General features: G+C 34.2%; 18 protein-coding genes. 11 read left to right on the top strand and 7 right to left on the bottom strand.

Going from position 1 to position 18,505, the window contains the following annotated elements:
• Position 1: 1 nt before the first annotated feature.
• Positions 2-376, top strand: a complete 375-nt coding sequence (locus C8P67_RS08630; protein WP_115812391.1) for a methylglyoxal synthase — start codon at positions 2-4, stop codon at positions 374-376.
• On the opposite strand, the gene C8P67_RS08625 is transcribed toward C8P67_RS08630, so the two are convergent.
• Together C8P67_RS08625 and C8P67_RS08620 are read right to left on the bottom strand one after the other, a co-directional pair.
• Complete coding sequence (locus tag C8P67_RS08625) at positions 357-737, bottom strand: RidA family protein (protein ID WP_115812389.1); 381 nt, start codon at positions 735-737, stop codon at positions 357-359. The genes C8P67_RS08630 and C8P67_RS08625 overlap by 20 nt on opposite strands.
• Before the next feature lie 58 nt (positions 738-795).
• On the bottom strand, positions 796-3,480 hold the full coding sequence (locus tag C8P67_RS08620; protein WP_245980403.1) for a putative LPS assembly protein LptD: 2,685 nt from the start codon (positions 3,478-3,480) through the stop codon (positions 796-798).
• A 128-nt stretch (positions 3,481-3,608) separates the two neighbouring features.
• On the opposite strand from C8P67_RS08620, the gene C8P67_RS08615 reads away from it, so the two are divergent.
• From C8P67_RS08615 to bshA, 7 genes are all read left to right on the top strand, one after another.
• Complete coding sequence (locus tag C8P67_RS08615; RefSeq protein ID WP_115812387.1) at positions 3,609-4,778, top strand: N-acetylmuramoyl-L-alanine amidase family protein; 1,170 nt, start codon at positions 3,609-3,611, stop codon at positions 4,776-4,778.
• Between the two features lie 51 nt (positions 4,779-4,829).
• The gene (locus C8P67_RS08610) at positions 4,830-5,789 is read left to right on the top strand and encodes an MlaD family protein (RefSeq protein WP_115812385.1); all 960 of its coding nucleotides are present in this window, start codon (positions 4,830-4,832) and stop codon (positions 5,787-5,789) included.
• Positions 5,790-5,793: 4 nt separating this feature from the next.
• A complete protein-coding gene (locus C8P67_RS08605; RefSeq protein WP_115812384.1) occupies positions 5,794-7,125 on the top strand; it encodes a (Fe-S)-binding protein in 1,332 nt (443 codons plus the stop codon).
• 105 nt (positions 7,126-7,230) lie between these two features.
• A complete protein-coding gene (locus tag C8P67_RS08600; RefSeq protein WP_100430929.1) occupies positions 7,231-8,022 on the top strand; it encodes a (Fe-S)-binding protein in 792 nt (263 codons plus the stop codon).
• Between the two features lie 90 nt (positions 8,023-8,112).
• Positions 8,113-8,595 carry an ABC transporter ATPase gene (locus tag C8P67_RS08595; RefSeq protein WP_115812383.1) on the top strand — a complete coding sequence of 161 codons (483 nt, stop codon included), beginning with the start codon at positions 8,113-8,115 and terminating at the stop codon, positions 8,593-8,595.
• A gap of 18 nt (positions 8,596-8,613) precedes the next feature.
• Complete coding sequence (locus tag C8P67_RS08590) at positions 8,614-9,228, top strand: phosphatase PAP2 family protein (RefSeq protein ID WP_115812381.1); 615 nt, start codon at positions 8,614-8,616, stop codon at positions 9,226-9,228.
• Positions 9,229-9,524: 296 nt separating this feature from the next.
• On the top strand, positions 9,525-10,658 hold the full coding sequence (gene bshA / locus C8P67_RS08585) for an N-acetyl-alpha-D-glucosaminyl L-malate synthase BshA (protein WP_115812379.1): 1,134 nt from the start codon (positions 9,525-9,527) through the stop codon (positions 10,656-10,658).
• Positions 10,659-11,115: 457 nt separating this feature from the next.
• Here the strand turns inward: bshA and C8P67_RS08580 are convergent, their stop codons facing one another.
• The 5 genes from C8P67_RS08580 to C8P67_RS08560 form a co-directional block, all read right to left on the bottom strand.
• Complete coding sequence (locus C8P67_RS08580) at positions 11,116-11,709, bottom strand: hypothetical protein (protein ID WP_115812377.1); 594 nt, start codon at positions 11,707-11,709, stop codon at positions 11,116-11,118.
• 196 nt (positions 11,710-11,905) lie between these two features.
• Entirely contained in the window at positions 11,906-12,835 is a 930-nt protein-coding gene (locus C8P67_RS08575; RefSeq protein WP_147298210.1) for a hypothetical protein, read from the bottom strand.
• Between the two features lie 179 nt (positions 12,836-13,014).
• Positions 13,015-13,416, bottom strand: a complete 402-nt coding sequence (locus tag C8P67_RS08570; protein WP_115812373.1) for a DUF5958 family protein — start codon at positions 13,414-13,416, stop codon at positions 13,015-13,017.
• Positions 13,416-13,697: a hypothetical protein gene (locus tag C8P67_RS08565; RefSeq protein WP_115812371.1), complete on the bottom strand. Its 282-nt coding sequence runs from the start codon at positions 13,695-13,697 to the stop codon at positions 13,416-13,418. Before C8P67_RS08565 ends, C8P67_RS08570 begins: the two co-directional genes overlap by 1 nt.
• Before the next feature lie 156 nt (positions 13,698-13,853).
• Positions 13,854-14,234 (bottom strand): DUF7668 domain-containing protein, encoded by a 381-nt coding sequence (locus C8P67_RS08560; RefSeq protein ID WP_115812772.1) that lies wholly within the window; start codon positions 14,232-14,234, stop codon positions 13,854-13,856.
• 668 nt (positions 14,235-14,902) lie between these two features.
• Between C8P67_RS08560 and C8P67_RS08555 the strand changes: the two genes are divergently transcribed.
• The 3 genes from C8P67_RS08555 to C8P67_RS08545 all read left to right on the top strand — a co-directional run bounded on the left by C8P67_RS08555 (position 14,903) and on the right by C8P67_RS08545 (position 18,484).
• Complete coding sequence (locus C8P67_RS08555; RefSeq protein ID WP_147298209.1) at positions 14,903-15,490, top strand: hypothetical protein; 588 nt, start codon at positions 14,903-14,905, stop codon at positions 15,488-15,490.
• A gap of 375 nt (positions 15,491-15,865) precedes the next feature.
• On the top strand, positions 15,866-16,927 hold the full coding sequence (gene aroC, locus C8P67_RS08550; protein WP_115812367.1) for a chorismate synthase: 1,062 nt from the start codon (positions 15,866-15,868) through the stop codon (positions 16,925-16,927).
• A 300-nt stretch (positions 16,928-17,227) separates the two neighbouring features.
• Complete coding sequence (locus C8P67_RS08545; protein ID WP_115812365.1) at positions 17,228-18,484, top strand: dicarboxylate/amino acid:cation symporter; 1,257 nt, start codon at positions 17,228-17,230, stop codon at positions 18,482-18,484.
• Positions 18,485-18,505: the final 21 nt, after the last annotated feature.

The following is an 18,505-nucleotide window of genomic DNA, read 5'->3' as shown; positions in this document are numbered from 1 at the left end:
TATGGAAATTGCAATAATTGCTCATGACGGTAAAAAAGAAGACATTGTCAAATTTTTGATTAAAAACCGTGATATATTACAGCAGGAAAAAATACAATTTATAGCAACAGGAACTACAGGAGGCAGGGCAGAACAAGCTGGTTTCAAAACCAGAAGAATGCTTTCCGGTCCATTAGGAGGTGATGCGCAAATTGCGGGTAGAGTTGCTGAGGGAAAAACCCAAATGGTTTTATTTTTCAAAGATCCGCTTTCTAGCCATCCGCATGAAGCGGATGTTAATATGTTAATTCGCGTTTGCGATGTGCATAATGTACCGTTAGCAACAAATGAAGCTACGGCACAATTATTAATCAATGCTATAGGACAGCTATCATAGATATCTCTATATTTACATTTTTTGGCAAACCAGCCACTTGAACCGTTTCACGAGCTGGAGCGGTTTTTTCATTAAAATATGATCCGTAAACAGTGTTAATCGCTCCAAAATCACTCATGTTCATAATGAATATAGTTGATTTTACAACATTTTCAAAAGTCATTCCAGCAGCTTCAAGAACTGCTTTCATGTTTTCCATAACCTGTTTAGTTTCGGATTCGATATTTTCTACTACCAATTCCATTGTTTCAGGGTTTAAAGCAATTTGGCCGGATGTATATAGAATATTTCCGCTTAAAACGGCTTGATTATATGGTCCGATTGGAGCAGGAGCTTTTTCGGTATAGATTATTGTTTTCATATATGTTATGTTTTTAGAATACTTTTGATTTAAAAGCAGTTGTATAAATTAGTTTAGACTAGAAGTTTTGATTTCTTTTCTCCCATTTAATATCACTAAGAATACCAGATTTGATACCAATATAGAAATTCCAAGTTGCATTTGGACCAAACGGTGTCCAGTTAAAATCCATTCTCCAGCTCATTAAATCTCTTTCAAAACGCAGCTGAGTGAAAGTAACACCTTTTTGAACAAAATCATATCCTGTTGAGACACCGGCTTTCCATTTTGGAGTTAAATCAGTATTAGCCGAAATCATGATGGAATTTCCAGTTATTTTCTTTTCTCTATTGTTATTTCCATACGTTAAGGAGTACGCAAAAGTCATATCCCATGGTAATTTTGATTTGAAAAATTCAGCAACAGCATCTTCCTTTTCCTCGTCATCATCAGTAAATTGACTGTTTTTTCGGTAGCTGCCTGTGTCAATATCTGACCCAAATAAATCATCTTCGCGTCCGCCATTTCTCGCAGCCTGTGAATCTGGCTTGTCCTTTTTCTCTGATCCTTTGCTGCTGAGAGAATAATTCATGGTCAAATTTGCACTTGTCATTCTGAAAAGGCTGCCACCATTGTCAATATTGAAAGTGTTTATTCTAGTTCCAGAATTGTCAATAGCATAAGGGTCTAACGTAGTTCCAAAATTTGCACTCAATTTATTGTCGAAAAATTGTGTTCCGCCGCTTATTCTCACGGGTGCCCATGCAAGTGTTTTAGCATCGGCATTATAACTTGTTGAGAAATTCAAGTTATTCAGCAGCATTATTTTTTTTGCTTCAGTTTTGGTCGTGTCCTTGTCAGTAACTTTTGCTTCAAATGTATTGCTTAAATTGAAACCAATTGAATTTGACCTATTCTGCCCTGGTACGCCATACATTCCTCCTTCAAAACGGGTATAATATTTATCAGTCTGCATGTTACCGCTGCCATCTATAGCATATGTGTCATAATATTTTTCGAAACTGGGAGTGTAGCTATGAGAAACTGCTGGCCTCATCACGTGTCTGATAGATTGTATTTTTTTATCGGCGCCAAAATTAAATGTACCATAAATAGTTGTTCCGATACTGGTTGAAGAGCTATAAGTTCTAAAAGCATCAAAACCTTTTACATCGTTAGTTACAACAGTTGCTAGTTGATCATCATAGTGTTTTTCGATAGTTTTAAAATACCATACTTCATCATAGTTCAAAGATGTAGAGACACTAAAATGTTTAAAAACTTTAAAGTTAGTGCTTAAAGGAATAGAGTGCTGGAATCCAATATCAGCATCTTGAAACATTTCGGGTTTAAAAAATAATGAATCGGTCGTTATAAAGCTGTTTTTTCCATTTAAATTATACTGCAGGTTAATGTTCTTGAAAAAACCTTTTTTAGCACCATCATTTATTGCAAAAGGATAAATACGATCTACACTAAACTGCAGTGTAGGCAGTGTCATATTGATCACTTTAGTATTAGTATTTTGAGAGTGTGTTGCTGTAAGCGATAGTCTGCTTTCCGGTACCGAATGGAAGACTGTACTATAAGATATAGAGGAACTCAATGTATTGTTTAATGAAGATCCTACATTGACCTGATTAATAGTTTGTTTAAAATATTCACTGCTTCCTAAATTCACTGAGGCAGAAAATGTTGAATTTGGATTGGCTTTTGAGTCTTGTGAATGCGACCATTGAATGTTGTATATCCTTGTTTTAGAATAATCTGGATAGCCTCTTTCACTTATAATATTATTCTCAAATCTAATATTAACGTTTCCTTGAAAATTATATCTTTTTGCATATGATGACTGCATTCCTAAAGCATAACTTCCGTTGGTATAATAATCTCCGACCACGGTTAAATTATAATGATCACTTAATGCAAAGTAATATCCTCCATTCTGCAGGGAAAAACCTTTTGTATTTGAATCGTTGTATGAAGGAAGGATAATTCCCGAAACACTTGTTTCCTTTGATAATGGAAAATAAGCAAAAGGTAAGTATATTGGAGTTGGAACTCCTGCAATTACCATGTAAGTTGAGCCAGTAACAATTTTTTTGCCGGGAATAAATTTTATTTTATTGGTCTGAAAATAATATTCTGGGTTATCAACGTCTTTTGCAGTTGTAAATCGTGCCCCTTTAAGGAAGTAAACTGAATCATTTTCTTTTTTTGTAATTGCGGCTTTTACATTAAATTCGCCTTGATTTGTCCTGGAATTCCATATTAAAGCTTTTTTAGTTTTGAAATTAAAACGGATAGAATCTGGTTCAATAACATTCGAACCTTGCTTAAAATTCGGGAATTGGGTGTAATTACCAAGAGAATCTTTAATTCGGCCTGCATAGACCTCATTTTTTTCATAATCCATGACTATAATACCCGATTTTAATTCAACGTCCTGGTAATATAGTTCTGCTTTATCGTATAAAGTAATAAGTTTTTTCTTTTGCTGGATTTTAGCATAAGTCTCTGCTTTGTACTTTACCTGTCCGTTTAAGAAAGCTTTTTTTACTTTGATTGTATCTAATTTGACTGTGTCAGCTGGTGTTTCGGCAACTGGGTTAGTGTCGAGCGGTTTCTCAGCACCTTTCTTAACATCTTGTGTATTAGGAGTGACAGTCGGCTGTTTCTTTTTTATATCTTGGGAATATAAAGCAGAACAACCTAATGACAGGAAAATTGATATTAAAACGATATTAAATAAGTTTGTATGCAAAGGTTTAAATACTATTTTTGTAAAGTGAAGACTCGAATATATTTGGGCCAAAATTACTATATTTTTTTGGCAAAAATAATCAAAACATAAATTTATACTAGAACTCTTGTAATAAAATTAACTATTAGATGGATATATCTAAAAAAATAAAAATTGCATTAATATTTTTAATAGCAATGTCAATAGTCGATAGTTATGGACAATCCAATAATTTTAAAGTTACTTTAGATGCTGGTCACGGCGCTCATGATTTTGGTGCTGTTTACAGCGGAAGAATCGAAAAAAATATTGCCTTAGCTATTGTATTAAAAGTTGGAAAAATTTTGGAAGCATATCCTAAAATAGATGTTATTTATACTAGAAAAACTGATGTTTTTATAGATTTAGTCGAACGGGCTAATATAGCTAATAGAGCAGATTCACATGTTTTTGTTTCTGTACATTGTAATGCAAATAAAAATTTGGCTGCTGATGGTACTGAAACCTATGTGATGGGTATGAATAAAATTGCATCTAACTTGGAAGCTGCAAAAAAGGAAAATGCTGTAATTACTTTAGAGAAAGACTACAAGCAAAAATACGAAGGATTTGATCCTAATTCCCCAGAAACAATGATAGGCATGACTTTGATGCAGGAGGAATATTTAGAAAATAGTATTTCTCTGGCGACTAAAGTTGAAGAAGCTTTTGCTGTTTTAGGAAAAAGATTGCGGCAAGGCGGCGTGAAACAAGCTCCTTTTATGGTTTTGCATAAGGCCTATATGCCTAGAGTTTTAATTGAGACTGGATTTGTTTCTAATACGGTCGAAGGAGAGCAGCTCAATTCAGAACAAGGTCAGAATGATATTGCGAAAGCTATTGCCAATGCAATTATAAGTTACAAAAATGAATATTTTGGAGATGGCGGAGTAGAAACTTACGGAGAAAAACCTTCGGAAATACTGAAGGACAATCCAGTAAAGGGTGCCGAAACTCCTGTAAAAACTCCTGAGGCTCCTGTAAAAAGCCAAGAAACTAATAAGACAATTGAAAAGAAAGATACTTTAGGCCTGATTTTCAAAATCCAGCTTTCAGCAAGTAAAAAGAAGTTAGCTTTGGAACCCAAAAATTTTAAAGGATTAAAAAATGTATCTTCCGTTTATGAAGATAATATCTATAAGTACACTTACGGAGAAACTGCTGATTATGAAGCGGCAAAAAATCAATTGCAGGAAGTTAGATCCAAAGGATATGATTCTGCTTTTATGATAGCCTTTAAAAACGGCAAAAAAATAAGCATCCAAGAAGCAATCAAATAATTTCAGTTCGAATATTTTACATTAAATTTACACATTAAAAAAAGAAAAATTTTGAAAATTACAAGAGAAATAAAAACTGCTATATTAGTTATTACATCAATTTTATTATTCATTTGGGGATATAGTTATTTAAAAGGAAAAGATCTTTTTAATAGTTACAAAACTTTCTATTCAGTATATGAAAATGTAGAAGGACTTGCACCATCAGCTCCTATAACGATTAACGGACTTATTGTTGGGAAAGTAAAAACAATAACAATTACTGAAAATGGTACTTTACTAGTTGAGTTACAAGTTAACACCGATTTTCCCATATCTAAATCAAGTACAGTAGCAATTTATGATGCCAGCCTTATTGGAGGAAAGCAATTATCGATTCGCCCTAATTATAACGATAAAAATATTGCCGAAAGCGGCGATTATTTAAAAGGTGTCGTACAGGTAAGTCTAATGGACTCGTTAGGAGATAAAGTTAGTCCGGCTCTTGCCAAAGTCGAAAAATTAATGACCAGTGCTGATCAATTAGTTATTAGTTTCAATGAAGTTTTAGATGCCAAAGGAAAAGCAGATTTAAAAAAGAGTTTAGCTGAACTTAGTGCTACAATGGAGCAGTTTCATAAAGTTGCAGCAAATGCAAATGTAATTTTGGAAGAAAATAAAGGACAGCTGAAAGGCGTAGTTTCTAATTTCAATAAAGTTTCGGATAATTTTGTAAAGATATCAGATTCTTTGAACAAGGCAGATTTAGGTCTTACAGTTAGAAATCTGAACGCAACATTAGCTAAGGTTGACGGAATAATGAAAGGCATAGAGTCTGGTAAAGGCACAATGGGTAAGTTAATGAAAGACGATGCTTTGTATGCTAATTTGTCCAAAACTTCAAAAGAGTTAGAACTGCTTTTACAAGATGTGAGACTAAACCCAACCCGATATGTAAATGTTTCCGTTTTTGGTAAAAAGAACAAACCATACGTTGCTCCAAAAGATTCTATTACAAACGTAAAAAACTAATTTCATGAGTTATCTTAGTAATGTTTTATTTGCCATTGTATTGATTATTGGATTCGGATATTTTTATTTGAATGTAAAAAAAATCATTAGGAATATTAATCTTGGCATTGATATAAATCGTAAAGATAATGCAAAAGCAAGATGGCGAAATATGGCTATGATTGCTCTTGGGCAGTCCAAAATGGTAAAAAGACCAGTTGCCGGAATACTGCATATTATAGTTTATGCAGGTTTTATTATCATCAACATAGAATTGTTAGAAATAATTATTGACGGCTTGTTTGGAACTCATAGAATATTTGCTCCGATTGGAGTTGTGTATGATATTTTAATTGCCTCTTTCGAAATCCTTGCTGTCTTAGTTTTATTTTCGGTTACCGTTTTTTTGATAAGAAGAAATATCATTAAGCTGAAAAGATTCATTCATTCGGATTTGAAAGGCTGGCCAAAAGGGGATGCCAATTACATTTTATATTTTGAAGTTACATTAATGACTTTATTTTTATTAATGAATGCTTCTGATCTGCATTTGCAGAATGTACCTGGAGGGTTTTCACATTTCATAAAAGCAGGTTCTTTTCCCATTAGCCAATTTATAGCTCCAGTTTTTAACGGTCTGTCAAATGAATTGGTAATGCTGCTGAATGAAGCTTTCTGGTGGCTGCATATTGTTGGAATTTTGGTTTTTATGAATTATTTATATTTTTCGAAACACCTCCATATTTTATTGGCTTTTCCAAATACTTATTTTGCCAACTTAAATCCACAGGGACAATTTGACAATTTGGCTTCGGTTACTGCGGAAGTAAAACTGATGATGGATCCAAATGCTGATCCGTTTGCAGCAGCGCCGGTTACGGAGAATGAAGTTCCGAGTAAATTTGGCGCCAGTGATGTACAGGATTTAAATTGGGTTCAGTTATTGAATGCCTATACTTGTACCGAATGCGGACGCTGTACGTCATCCTGTCCAGCAAATCAAACTGGTAAAAAATTGTCTCCTCGTAAAATTATGATGGATACAAGAGACAGACTGGAAGAAGTTGGAAAGAATATCGATGCTAACAAAGGTGTTTTTGTACCAGACAATAAAACGCTATTAAACGATTATATTACTCCAGAGGAATTATGGGCTTGTACTTCCTGTAATGCTTGTGTTGAAGAGTGTCCGGTAAATATCAGCCCGCTTTCTATTATTATGGACATGAGACGTTATCTGGTAATGGAACAAAGCGCAGCTCCGATGCCTATAAATGCGATGATGACTAATATCGAAAATAATGGCGCTCCTTGGCAATACAGCCAGCAGGACCGTTTGAATTGGAAAAATGATTAGTGGTTTAATCGTTGATTTGGTTATTTGTTTAACCGATTTGAAAATCAACGATTAGGAGATTGACCAATTCAACAAATAAACAGATCAACGATTAAACATAAAAAAATGTCAGAAAATTTAATAGTGCCAACAATGGCCGAAATGCTAGCCCAGGGAAAACAGCCAGAAGTTTTATTTTGGGTAGGTTGTGCAGGAAGTTTTGACGATAGAGCAAAGAAAATCACTAAGGCATTTGTGCGTATTTTGAATCGTGCCAATGTCTCTTTTGCCGTTTTAGGAACAGAAGAAAGCTGTACTGGAGATCCCGCAAAAAGAGCAGGAAATGAGTTTTTGTTTCAAATGCAGGCCATGATGAACATTGAAGTTTTGAATGCCTACGAAGCCAAGAAGATTGTAACTGCTTGTCCGCATTGTTTCAATACTTTAAAAAATGAATATCCAGAACTCGGCGGTCACTATGAAGTAGTACACCACACCGAATTTCTCAAATCATTATTAGATTCTGGACGATTAACGATTGAAGGAGGACAGTTTAAAGGAAAAAGAATTGCTTTTCACGATCCTTGTTATTTAGGCAGAGCCAATAATGTATATGAAGCGCCAAGAGATTTAATTCAGAAACTGGATGCCGAATTAATTGAAATGAAACGCTCAAAAGCAAATGGTTTATGCTGTGGTGCCGGCGGAGCACAAATGTTTAAAGATGCTGAACCTGGAAATAAGGAAATCAATATTGAAAGAACAGAAGATGCTCTGGAAACCAAACCAAACATTATCGCAGCTGGTTGTCCTTTTTGCAACACGATGCTGACAGACGGCGTTAAAAATAAAGAAAGAGAAGATGACGTTAAAGTAATGGACATCGCTGAGTTAATTGCAAATGCTCAAGACCTATAAATCAATAACGAATTAGGAATTACGAATACTAGCCAAGTTCTAATTCGTAATTACAAATTCATAATTTACAATTCATAATTCATAATTAATATGTACGTTCCTTTTGAAAATTTACCTGGAGAATCTAGAATTTGGATTTATCAATCGAATAGAAAGTTTTCGGATGCAGAGTTTTCCGAAATTGAAACTGATCTGCAGTCTTTTCTTAACGAATGGGCGGCGCATGGGACAAGTTTAGAGTCCTCTTATTTACTAAAATACAATCGGTTCGTTATAATCGCAGTTAATCAGGAAGTTCAGGCAGCTACAGGCTGTTCTATTGATTCTTCTGTAGAATTTATCCAAGGGCTGGAAAAAAAATACAATGTGGATTTATTAGATAAAATGAATGTAACCTTCAAGCAGGGAGATCATATCGCATATAAACCATTGATAGATTTCAAAAAAATGGTAAAAGATAAATCAGTTACCGAAAACACAGTTGTTTTTAATAATCTGGTTAATAATATCGAAGAGTTCAACGAATCTTGGGAAGTTCCCGCTTTGGACAGCTGGCACAGCCGTTTTTTTTAACTGAATAAAGAATCGAAAATGGCTAAACTTATTTATTTTATTGTATTCCTGTTTTGCTTTTCGATTTCAAATGCACAAAATGCAGATATTGATCTTTTAAAAAAAATCAATCTCAATAGAAATACTAATCTCGAATCAGCAATGATTGGGATTACAAATAGTGCAATGCCTGTCAGTGTTGGTACTCCGGTGATTATCTATGCCGTTGGATTGATTGAAAAGGATAGTACTACAAAGAAAAAAGCGATATTCATGGGTGAGTCTTTGGCCGCTTCGGTATTCATTTCTGTAGCTTTAAAAAGTATTACCAAAAGAGACCGCCCTTATGTAACCTATACAGAAATTGAAAATGTTACTGAGGAATCCAGTTCTTCATTTCCTTCGGCTCATACTTCTTCGGCTTTTGCGACTGCAACATCATTAAGTATGGCATATCCTAAATGGTATGTAATTGCTCCATCCTTTGTATGGGCAGGCGCAGTTGGATATTCGCGCATGTATCTGGGCGTGCATTATCCAACTGATGTTTTGGCGGGTGCGCTTGTAGGAAGCGGTTCCGCTTTTTTGTGTTATAAACTGAATAAGTGGATTAACAAAAAAAGAAAGCCATATCAAAAAAAGCTTTGGGAGTAATATATGTAATTTAAACTTTTATATGCGGGTCGGGTTTTCCTTTCCCGCTTTTTTTTTATCAATTGTTTCGGTCGAATACTTAGTTCTACTGCAAGTTAAGTTGTCAATAAAGAGAATTGAAAGTAACTTTAAAAATGTTAAAATTTAACTTTTTTTTCATAGAAAACCGCTCCTAATCTGCTTACATTCGTTACGCTTAAAAATAGATATTAAATCGGCATAAAATTGATGTGAAGGAAGTATTCATATTGATATGCAGATTAAATAGAATCAATAAAAAACAATCAAAAACATATATGAAAATAGCAATTGTTTGTTATCCAACTTTTGGCGGAAGTGGTGTAGTTGCAACAGAATTAGGTTTGGAATTAGCTAGAAGAGGACACGAAATACATTTCATAACTTATAGTCAGCCAGTACGTTTGGCACTTCTTAATCCAAATGTGCATTATCACGAAGTAATCGTTCCTGAATATCCATTATTCCATTTTCAGCCTTATGAGCTGGCTTTGTCAAGTAAGCTGGTCGATATGGTTAAATTGTACAAAATAGAATTGCTGCATGTACATTACGCAATTCCGCATGCGTATGCAGGCTATATGGCAAAACAAATGCTCAAAGATGAAGGAATTGACATTCCTATGGTGACAACACTGCACGGAACCGATATTACTTTGGTAGGGAATCATCCATTTTACAAGCCTGCTGTTACTTTTAGCATTAATAAATCAGATTATGTGACTTCGGTTTCCCAAAGCCTGAAAGATGATACTTTGAAGTTATTCAATATCAAAAATAAGATTCAGGTCATCCCTAATTTTATTGAATTGGACAAAAATAATTATGATCCGACGATTCCGTGCCGTCGTTCTGTTATGGCGCAGCCCGAAGAAAGAATAATTACACACATCAGTAATTTCAGGAAGGTAAAGCGAATTCCAGATATCATTAAAATCTTCTATAAGATTCAAAAAGAAATTCCGTCTAAGTTAATGATGGTAGGGGACGGGCCCGAAAAAGAAAAGGCTGAAAAATTATGCAGAAAGTTTGGTATACAGGACAAAGTCATATTTTTTGGTAACAGTAATGAGATTGACAAGATTCTGGGGCTTACCGATTTGTTTCTTCTGCCTTCCGAAACAGAAAGTTTTGGTTTAGCGGCTCTTGAAGCAATGGCCTGTGGAGTTCCCGTGATATCCAGTAATTCAGGAGGTTTGCCGGAAGTAAACAGTGATGGTGTTTCGGGTTATTTGAGTGATGTTGGAGATGTAAACGAAATGGCAGAAAATGCATTGAAAATAATAAAAGATGATGCAGTTCTTGCCGAGTTTAAAAAGAATGCTTTACACGTAGCCGAAAGTTTTGACATAAAAAACATTCTGCCAATTTACGAAGCGTTATACCAAAAGGCAATTAATAAATACAAATAGTTGATTACTAATAATAATTAAGAGCGGGATGATGAGGCATTTTTAGTGAGCATCGTCCCGCTTTTCGTTACACACGAGCGATAGCGAACTGACGAAGTAATCTTGTTACCCGAACTCCAGGCAACAAGGATTTTCACCGCTATCGGGGCTAAACGGGGAAGATTTCGCTTTTTTGTATTCATAATAAAGAATTCAACAGGCACGTATTATAAATCCGTAAGAGGAAGCTATAATCACACTTTTTACACCCAATATTGTCATTCCGAGGTACGAGGAATCTCTGGTAGTAGCTCGACAAAGATTGAGGATTTTGATTGTGGCATTACTTGCGGAGATTCCTCCTCCGTCGGAAGGACAAACTTTATGAGTTTAGGATTTGCTAAATCATTCAAATACAAAGCCATCTTTCCATTATGTCAATTGCCCAAATCCGTTGTAGCTGTTGGCGGTAGTGTCTTTATTCAAAACGTGAATATTGTAAGCGAATTAGATATTTTTTATTATCCTCTACAATTTCATATTTCAATTCCATTTCTAAGTTTTCTTCATTTTTAAAGTACCATTTTTCACTACATCCAACTAATCTTTCTTCTAAATCATTTTCTTCCTTTACAAAATTCTGAAAGTGATATGGTTTTTCTTTGCAAATTTCGCTTATCTGTTTCTTAAATTCATTGTATAGATTTTTAGCAGATATACTGTCACTGGTATAATAGTAACTCCAAAGAATTAATAATTCATTTGATTCTTTTTCGTTTTCATTTGATGTTCTTCCTGTTGATAGTTGAATTTCTACAGAATCAATTTTTCTTTTCATTAATTCGGGATTTAGTTTTTTCAGATACCCACTAAAAACTTTTATTTTTTTTCCTTTTTTTGTGATTTCATATTTAGACTCTTCTTTTATAAAAAGATTAGATTCAACACAATACTTATAAATTAAGTCTCTTGATTCGTTAAGCGGAATTTTAAAGAAAAGATTATTTGTTTTAGTATTTTGAGAATAGCTCAAATATGTAATTAAGAAAAATAAAACTTTTAGGTATTTCATTTTGGTTATAGTTTTTTGTTATGAAATTGCGTTAGATTATTGACTCTGCGTGACAATGACCACTAACGTCTTGGTACTACAGCGGGTTTGGCACTAAATTAAGCCCATTCTTCGGATTTGCCAAATCATTCAAATACAAAATCATTTTTCCATTAAGCCAATTGTCTAAATCCGTTGTAGCTGTTATGAGACGTTTCTACTTGGTAAGAAGATATTCCTCAAAGTTGTTTGTTACATCGTAATAATCATAACCAAATTTTCCTACCCAACAACTTATAACACCACCTTTAACTTTTTCAGAATTTTTGAATATCTCCGCAATACGTTGATTATCTTTTTTATCTAGATGAATCTTCTGTTTCTTTTCTATATGCTTCAACGTATTTGCAACAAATAATCGTGCTGTTGGACTTGGTGAATAAATTAATTTTTTAAGAGAGTCAATATCATTTGATACAATGAGATACCTAATTAGATCAAATGTTGGATAACCAATTCCATTTAGGATATAAAAAGGCTGTTGAAGTGGACTACCGCTCAAAACATCAGCGAAGAAATCAAAAACATCTTTTCTTTTAGTATTGTTGTCCGCTATTTCCAATGAAAGTGCGCCAAATTTTGATTCGTATTCTTTCAAGTTATCTTCGATGATTTTGTCATAGATAAGATTATTGTATTTACACTTTAATGGAAATTGAACCACCGAGGAAAGAGAGTTGTAAACTATTTGTCCAGGACAGTTTATTGTGAATCGTATTTTAATAATCTTATCTTCAAAATATAATGCACTTACATGAACCGTACCATATCCTCCATAAAATTCATGATCTGTAGACTTTAGATTATATCCGCAATCATAAGTTGTACTTCTACAATTTCCAATTGGCTTAATAAAACCTGGGAATATTTTTTCTATGTCCGCAATAGAATTAGATCGTTTGTTAAGTTGATTTAATTTTTTTACGTTTTCAATATCAGTATTTACCCAATCTAATTGTATCGGTTTTTCTACATTCCATGTCTCATTATTACAAGCAAGAACATTTTGCATAGTGATTGTATCCGATTTGGTTTGGGAAAATCCAGTATTTAAAAACACCAATAATAACAAGGTCAAATATTTCATAATTCTTAGATAATCAATTACGGTCTTAGCCGAAATGTCGCATAACGTTCTGGCACTACAGCGGGTTTGGGACTAAATTAAGACCATTCTTCGGATTTGCCAAATCATTAAAATACAAAACCATCTTTCCCTTAAACCTATTGCCCAAATCCGTTCTAGTAGCTGTTACTGTAGTGTTTTTAGTCAGTGTTATGCCAATAGTGTCCACAACCATTTTTACATTCTGTATTTCTTCTTTCAGTGTCTGTTATTTTGAAAATCCAAACAAGTGAAGTTATTGTTTTTTTATTTTCACTTTTTGGAAGTTCAACTAATTTATTAAATGCAATTTTTGTAGAATAGCTTTTTAGAATTACAATTGGAGTGTATGTTGGTTTTAACGGAATTGTATTAATAGCGTTTTTATATGCTTCTGAATTATAATCTGTTTTGTTTGGAATAGAGTTAAATATATAATTTCTTAAAGTTATAAAAAGTTCATCAAAATTATATTTTTCATCTTCCAATAATAACTTTATACCAAGACTAAAAACTATTTTATCTTGTGATATTCTATTGATTGTTTTTTCTGTTAGATTCATCAGTAAATTACAAAAAAGTCATCAATTATTTTGCCTTCGCAATCATATAGTAAAGCATAATACCCAATTTCATTTTCGCCGTTATTTATTGAAGTTTGAAAAGAATGAAAATCAACTTCAGTTAGTTTATATTTTATATTTTTGGGGTCAATAGATATGTTTTTGATATTTATATTTAATTCCTCAGAAGTATTATCATTAAGTAAACATTCAAAAGACCTTTGTATTTCATCTTCGATTTTCTGAATTCTAATAAATTGGTTTATCTGTTCTTCTGTCATAATATTGCAGGGAATTTTCTGGTACTAGCGGGTTTGGGACTAAATTAAGCCCATTCTTCGGATTTGCCAAATCATTCAAATAAAAAACCAACTTTCCATTAAACCAATTGCCGAGATCCGTTGCAGTAGCTGTTAGCAAACGTTTTTTTATTTGTGTTATGGAACGTAAACCAAGTTGACGTAAACAACATAATTATTGTCTATTTCCCTTACCTCAGCGTTAAGTACTAAATCACTTAAGCCCTCATTTTTAGTGAAGAGGTCAATTAACACATTCCAATAGCTACCATAACAAATGTAAACAGAAGTATCCCAAGTTTCTTCGGATAAATCAATGAGTTCTTCTCCATAGTCCTCGATATATTCTTGTATTTGTTCCGCAGTTTTATCTGAAACAGGATTTACATTATTTACTCCTAAGCTTAGATGGTAATCCTTATTTACAAATGCCTTAACTATGTTTTTAAAAATTGGTCTCCAAACGTGTGGTATTGGAAGTTCTTCTTCTTCGTTTTTTTCTACTTGGATTTCAGTCATTGTCTTTAATGTTTGCCAACTCATTTATATACGTAACAAGCCCATCATAATACACCCAAATTCAGATGAGTAGGCGTGATAAACCGTCGCATTTCATTTAATCCAAATATAAAAAATAATAATTATAATCCTATAAAATGCTTATTTGTTCGTACTGCTATTATTTTGTGTTCTAAAAACTAGTCCACAGCCTCAGAAGATTACAATTTACAGTCAGAAGACCGTAATTGGCTGTTAGTTGACCTAAATCCGCAGTTAGTTATGATAATGTCAGTGACTTTACTACATCTAACTGCGGATTTAGGTCAACTAACTAAGGATTTAGGTCATCTAACCGAAGATTTAAGTCATCTAACTGAGGATTTAAGTCAACTAACTACGGATTTGCCTCAACTAATCGTGGAGTTCTTACAACTAACTCAATAATTCGTACAACATAAGATGATTTTAGATAATTTCTATGCCTTTTGTCATATCTAAATAAATAGTATATTTGAAAAAACTAGATTTTTCTTTCTTTTAATTTCAATGATATAAAATTTATCTTATTCAAATTTATACTGACCTAACAAAAAAGCTATTCTACCATGGGAAAACAGAATGTTTTGAGAAAATATCAACTTACGGATGCTGATTTGATAGTAAAGGGGAAGGAAAAGATACGTTTTATGCGAAGGGACAAAACTGCTTTTGCTAAATTTGGTATTACTGAAATAATGATTGCAGAATTAGAGACTGCGCTGACCGCTTTTGGCAACAGTATAACCGATATAGAAGCCAAAAGTGACCAGACGGCTGTAACGAAGACTAAAAATGAAAAAGGCGAGGAGCTTCGCACTGCCATTCGGGAGGTGATGAAACGCGTTGAGCTGGTGTTTGGGGTAAACAGTGCCAGATACCGATTGTTTTGCACCAGCGGGATTAGCAAAAAAAACGATTCGGACTTAATGATAACTGCAAAAGTTGTGGCACATGCAGGCAAAAGATACTTGGAGGAGCTTATTGAGACTGGGATTACGGCTGCTAAGCTGGACGCCATTATTGCATTAAGCATTGATTTTGAAGAACTGGTGCACAGGCAGCATGATAAAATATGGGAGCGCAGTTTCCTGAAAGAGAATCGGATCGAGCAGGGCAATTCAATTTATGAAGTATTAACTAGATATACTGCCGTTGGGTTTGCAATCTGGGAAACGAGCAGTGTCGCCAAGTACAATGATTATATCATTTATAATCGGGCCAGCCGTGCATTGTAAAGATGTAGTTTATAGATAAACCCCTTTGTTTTTATTGATTTTCGGCACAGACCTAACAGGTTTTTAAAACCTGTTAGGTTTTTTCAATAGAACAGCAGTGTTTTATTTCAGCTTTTGATAATCTCTAAAAAAGCAGGAATCCTGTCATTTAGCCCCGATCGAAGTGGAAATCTCCCGATTTAGAAAAACAAGGCTTTTTAGCCGTAGTTTTACTTAAGCGGGAATTGCAGCGGAGAGCGGGAGGAAACTTGTAAAAAAAGCCAACATTTCTGCTCCAAAAAATTAGTATTAAAGTTTTGAATTATTATGAATATTACCAACTTATAATTTTTAGTTTAATTCATAAAACTTACATTTGCCAAAAACTTTAAAACAATGGCAGGAAACAGCTACGGAACACTATATAGAATAACCACTTTTGGTGAATCACACGGAGAAGCATTGGGCGGAATTATTGACGGCTGCCCCTCAGGAATACAGCTGGACTTAGAGGCAATTCAATTTGAAATGTCGAGAAGAAAACCAGGTCAGTCCGCAATAGTTACACAGCGCAAGGAACCAGATGATGTACAGTTTTTATCTGGAATTTTTGAAGGAAGAACCACAGGAACTCCAATTGGTTTTATTATCCCGAATACCAATCAAAAATCAGACGATTATTCCCATATCAAAGATAATTACCGACCAAGTCATGCTGATTATGTGTATGATAAAAAATACGGTTTCCGTGATTACAGAGGCGGTGGCCGTAGTTCGGCACGTGAAACAGCAAGCAGGGTAGTAGCAGGTGCAATTGCAAAGCAGATGCTGCCTGAGATTAAATTCAATGCTTATGTTTCTTCTGTTGGTCCGATTTTTTTAGATAAAGAGTATCACGAATTGGATTTTTCTAAAATTGAAAGTAACCCAGTTCGCTGTCCAGATGAAGAATCGGCAGCAGTTATGGAAGAATATATCCGTCAGATTCGTAAAGAAGGAGACACAGTAGGAGGAACGGTTACCTGCGTGATTCAAAATGTGCCTATCGGTCTTGGTGAGCCAGTATTTGATAAACTGCATGCCGAATTAGGAAAAGCGATGCTTTCTATCAATGCCGTAAAAGGTTTTGAATTTGGAAGCGGTTTTGAAGGCGTTAAAATGAAAGGAAGCGAACATAATGATTTGTACAATCCTGACGGAACTACTAAAACCAACCTTTCGGGAGGAATTCAAGGCGGTATAAGCAACGGAATGGATATTTATTTCCGAGTAGCCTTCAAGCCGGTGGCGACTATCATGCAGACTCAGGATTCATTAGACAATAAAGGAAATATTACACCAATGACAGGAAAGGGGCGTCATGATCCATGTGTTGTGCCGAGAGCAGTGCCTATTGTAGAAGCAATGGCAGCAATAGTTTTGGCTGATTTCTTTCTTTTGAATAAAACATATTTGTAACTGAAAAAATAATTTCAAAAACAAATCACAGTATTTGCTTTAAGAAAAAGTTAGCCACGAATTACACCTATTGTCACTAATTATTATCCAAATTGAAATCTAATTATACGAATTCTATCATTTTTAATAATTCGTGTAATTAAACACAATTATAATTTGTGTTTATTTGTGTAATTCGTGGCGAAAACTTTTAAAGCAAATGTTACTTCCCGCTGCATTCTGAAATGATGCTGTGAGAGGAAAAATATCTTCAGTATTTTGACGAGCTAAATATTGAATTTTAACCTTGAAATTAATTAAATGACTACAATTGAAACCAAAAAACCATCTTTTTTTAAAGGATTAACTGGTCAAATTCTTATTGCAATGCTCTTAGGAGCGGTATTAGGTATTATAATTCATAATTCGGTAGCATTAGAAACTACCAAAGAATTTAGTACCAAGATAAAAATGCTGGCTACTATATTTATCAGGCTTGTGCAGATGATTATTGCACCGTTAGTCTTTACCACTTTGGTAGTAGGAATTGCAAAATTGGGTGATATAAAAGCAGTTGGGAGAATCGGCGGAAAAGCGCTGGGATGGTTTTTTACAGCATCTTTCTTTTCATTGTTAATCGGAATGCTGTATGTGAATTTATTACAGCCGGGTGTTGGGTTAAATCTATCCAATGTTGATATGGCAAGTGTTACAGATGTAACTGCTAAAACCCAGAGTTTGTCTTTTGAAAATTTTATAGAGCATATTGTTCCTAAAAGTCTTTTTGAAGCATTGGCTACCAATGAAATTTTGCAGATTGTGATATTTTCAATATTCTTTGGATTAGCAGCGGCTTCAATGGGAGAGCAGGCAAAACCTGTTATAGATTTTTTGGACAGAAGTTCGCACATTGTTTTAAAAATGGTGAATTATGTAATGAAATTTGCGCCAATTGGAGTTTTTGGAGCAATTGCAGGTGTTTTTGCTGTTAGGGATTTTCAAGAATTAGCTATTACTTATTTCAAGTTTTTTGGTTCTTTTCTTATTGGAATCAGTACGTTATGGGTAGTTCTTATTGCAATAGGATTTATTTTTCTGGGCAATAGAATGAAAACATTATTAAAACATATCATCAGTCCTTTGATTATTGCTTTTGGAACTACAAGTTCTGAGGCAGTTTTTCCAAAACTTACTGAAGAGCTGGAACGATTTGGAGTAAAAGATAAAATAGTTTCTTTCATGCTGCCGCTGGGATATTCTTTTAATCTTGACGGAAGTATGATGTACATGACTTTTGCAGGTATTTTTATCGCTCAGGCTTATGGAATTCACCTTGATTATCCAACCCAGTTTACCATGCTTTTTGTATTGATGTTAACCAGTAAAGGAATTGCCGGTGTTCCAAGAGCGAGCTTGGTAGTGGTTGCAGCGACCTGCGGTATGTTTAAAATCCCTGTTGAAGGTATTGCATTAATATTGCCGATAGATCACTTTTGTGATATGTTCAGGAGTGCTACAAATGTTTTAGGGAACGCTTTAGCCACATCTGTAGTTGGTAAATGGGAAGATGAAAAATAGATTTTAGTTAGATATCTTATT

The sequence above is a fragment of the Flavobacterium aquicola genome, from assembly GCF_003385115.1.
GTDB lineage: Bacteria > Bacteroidota > Bacteroidia > Flavobacteriales > Flavobacteriaceae > Flavobacterium > Flavobacterium aquicola.
This window is presented reverse-complemented; position numbering and strand designations above follow the sequence as displayed.

Excerpts from the sequence above, each read along its gene's own strand:
- C8P67_RS08630 (WP_115812391.1), top strand. The coding sequence starts at position 2 with ATGGAAATTGCAATAATTGCTCATGACGGTAAAAAAGAAGACATTGTC.
- C8P67_RS08625 (WP_115812389.1), bottom strand. The coding sequence starts at position 737 with ATGAAAACAATAATCTATACCGAAAAAGCTCCTGCTCCAATCGGACCA.
- C8P67_RS08615 (WP_115812387.1), top strand. The coding sequence starts at position 3,609 with ATGGATATATCTAAAAAAATAAAAATTGCATTAATATTTTTAATAGCA.
- C8P67_RS08605 (WP_115812384.1), top strand. The coding sequence starts at position 5,794 with ATGAGTTATCTTAGTAATGTTTTATTTGCCATTGTATTGATTATTGGA.
- C8P67_RS08600 (WP_100430929.1), top strand. The coding sequence starts at position 7,231 with ATGTCAGAAAATTTAATAGTGCCAACAATGGCCGAAATGCTAGCCCAG.
- C8P67_RS08595 (WP_115812383.1), top strand. The coding sequence starts at position 8,113 with ATGTACGTTCCTTTTGAAAATTTACCTGGAGAATCTAGAATTTGGATT.
- C8P67_RS08590 (WP_115812381.1), top strand. The coding sequence starts at position 8,614 with ATGGCTAAACTTATTTATTTTATTGTATTCCTGTTTTGCTTTTCGATT.
- bshA (WP_115812379.1), top strand. The coding sequence starts at position 9,525 with ATGAAAATAGCAATTGTTTGTTATCCAACTTTTGGCGGAAGTGGTGTA.
- C8P67_RS08580 (WP_115812377.1), bottom strand. The coding sequence starts at position 11,709 with ATGAAATACCTAAAAGTTTTATTTTTCTTAATTACATATTTGAGCTAT.
- C8P67_RS08575 (WP_147298210.1), bottom strand. The coding sequence starts at position 12,835 with ATGAAATATTTGACCTTGTTATTATTGGTGTTTTTAAATACTGGATTT.
- C8P67_RS08570 (WP_115812373.1), bottom strand. The coding sequence starts at position 13,416 with ATGAATCTAACAGAAAAAACAATCAATAGAATATCACAAGATAAAATA.
- C8P67_RS08565 (WP_115812371.1), bottom strand. The coding sequence starts at position 13,697 with ATGACAGAAGAACAGATAAACCAATTTATTAGAATTCAGAAAATCGAA.
- C8P67_RS08560 (WP_115812772.1), bottom strand. The coding sequence starts at position 14,234 with ATGACTGAAATCCAAGTAGAAAAAAACGAAGAAGAAGAACTTCCAATA.
- C8P67_RS08555 (WP_147298209.1), top strand. The coding sequence starts at position 14,903 with ATGCGAAGGGACAAAACTGCTTTTGCTAAATTTGGTATTACTGAAATA.
- aroC (WP_115812367.1), top strand. The coding sequence starts at position 15,866 with ATGGCAGGAAACAGCTACGGAACACTATATAGAATAACCACTTTTGGT.
- C8P67_RS08545 (WP_115812365.1), top strand. The coding sequence starts at position 17,228 with ATGACTACAATTGAAACCAAAAAACCATCTTTTTTTAAAGGATTAACT.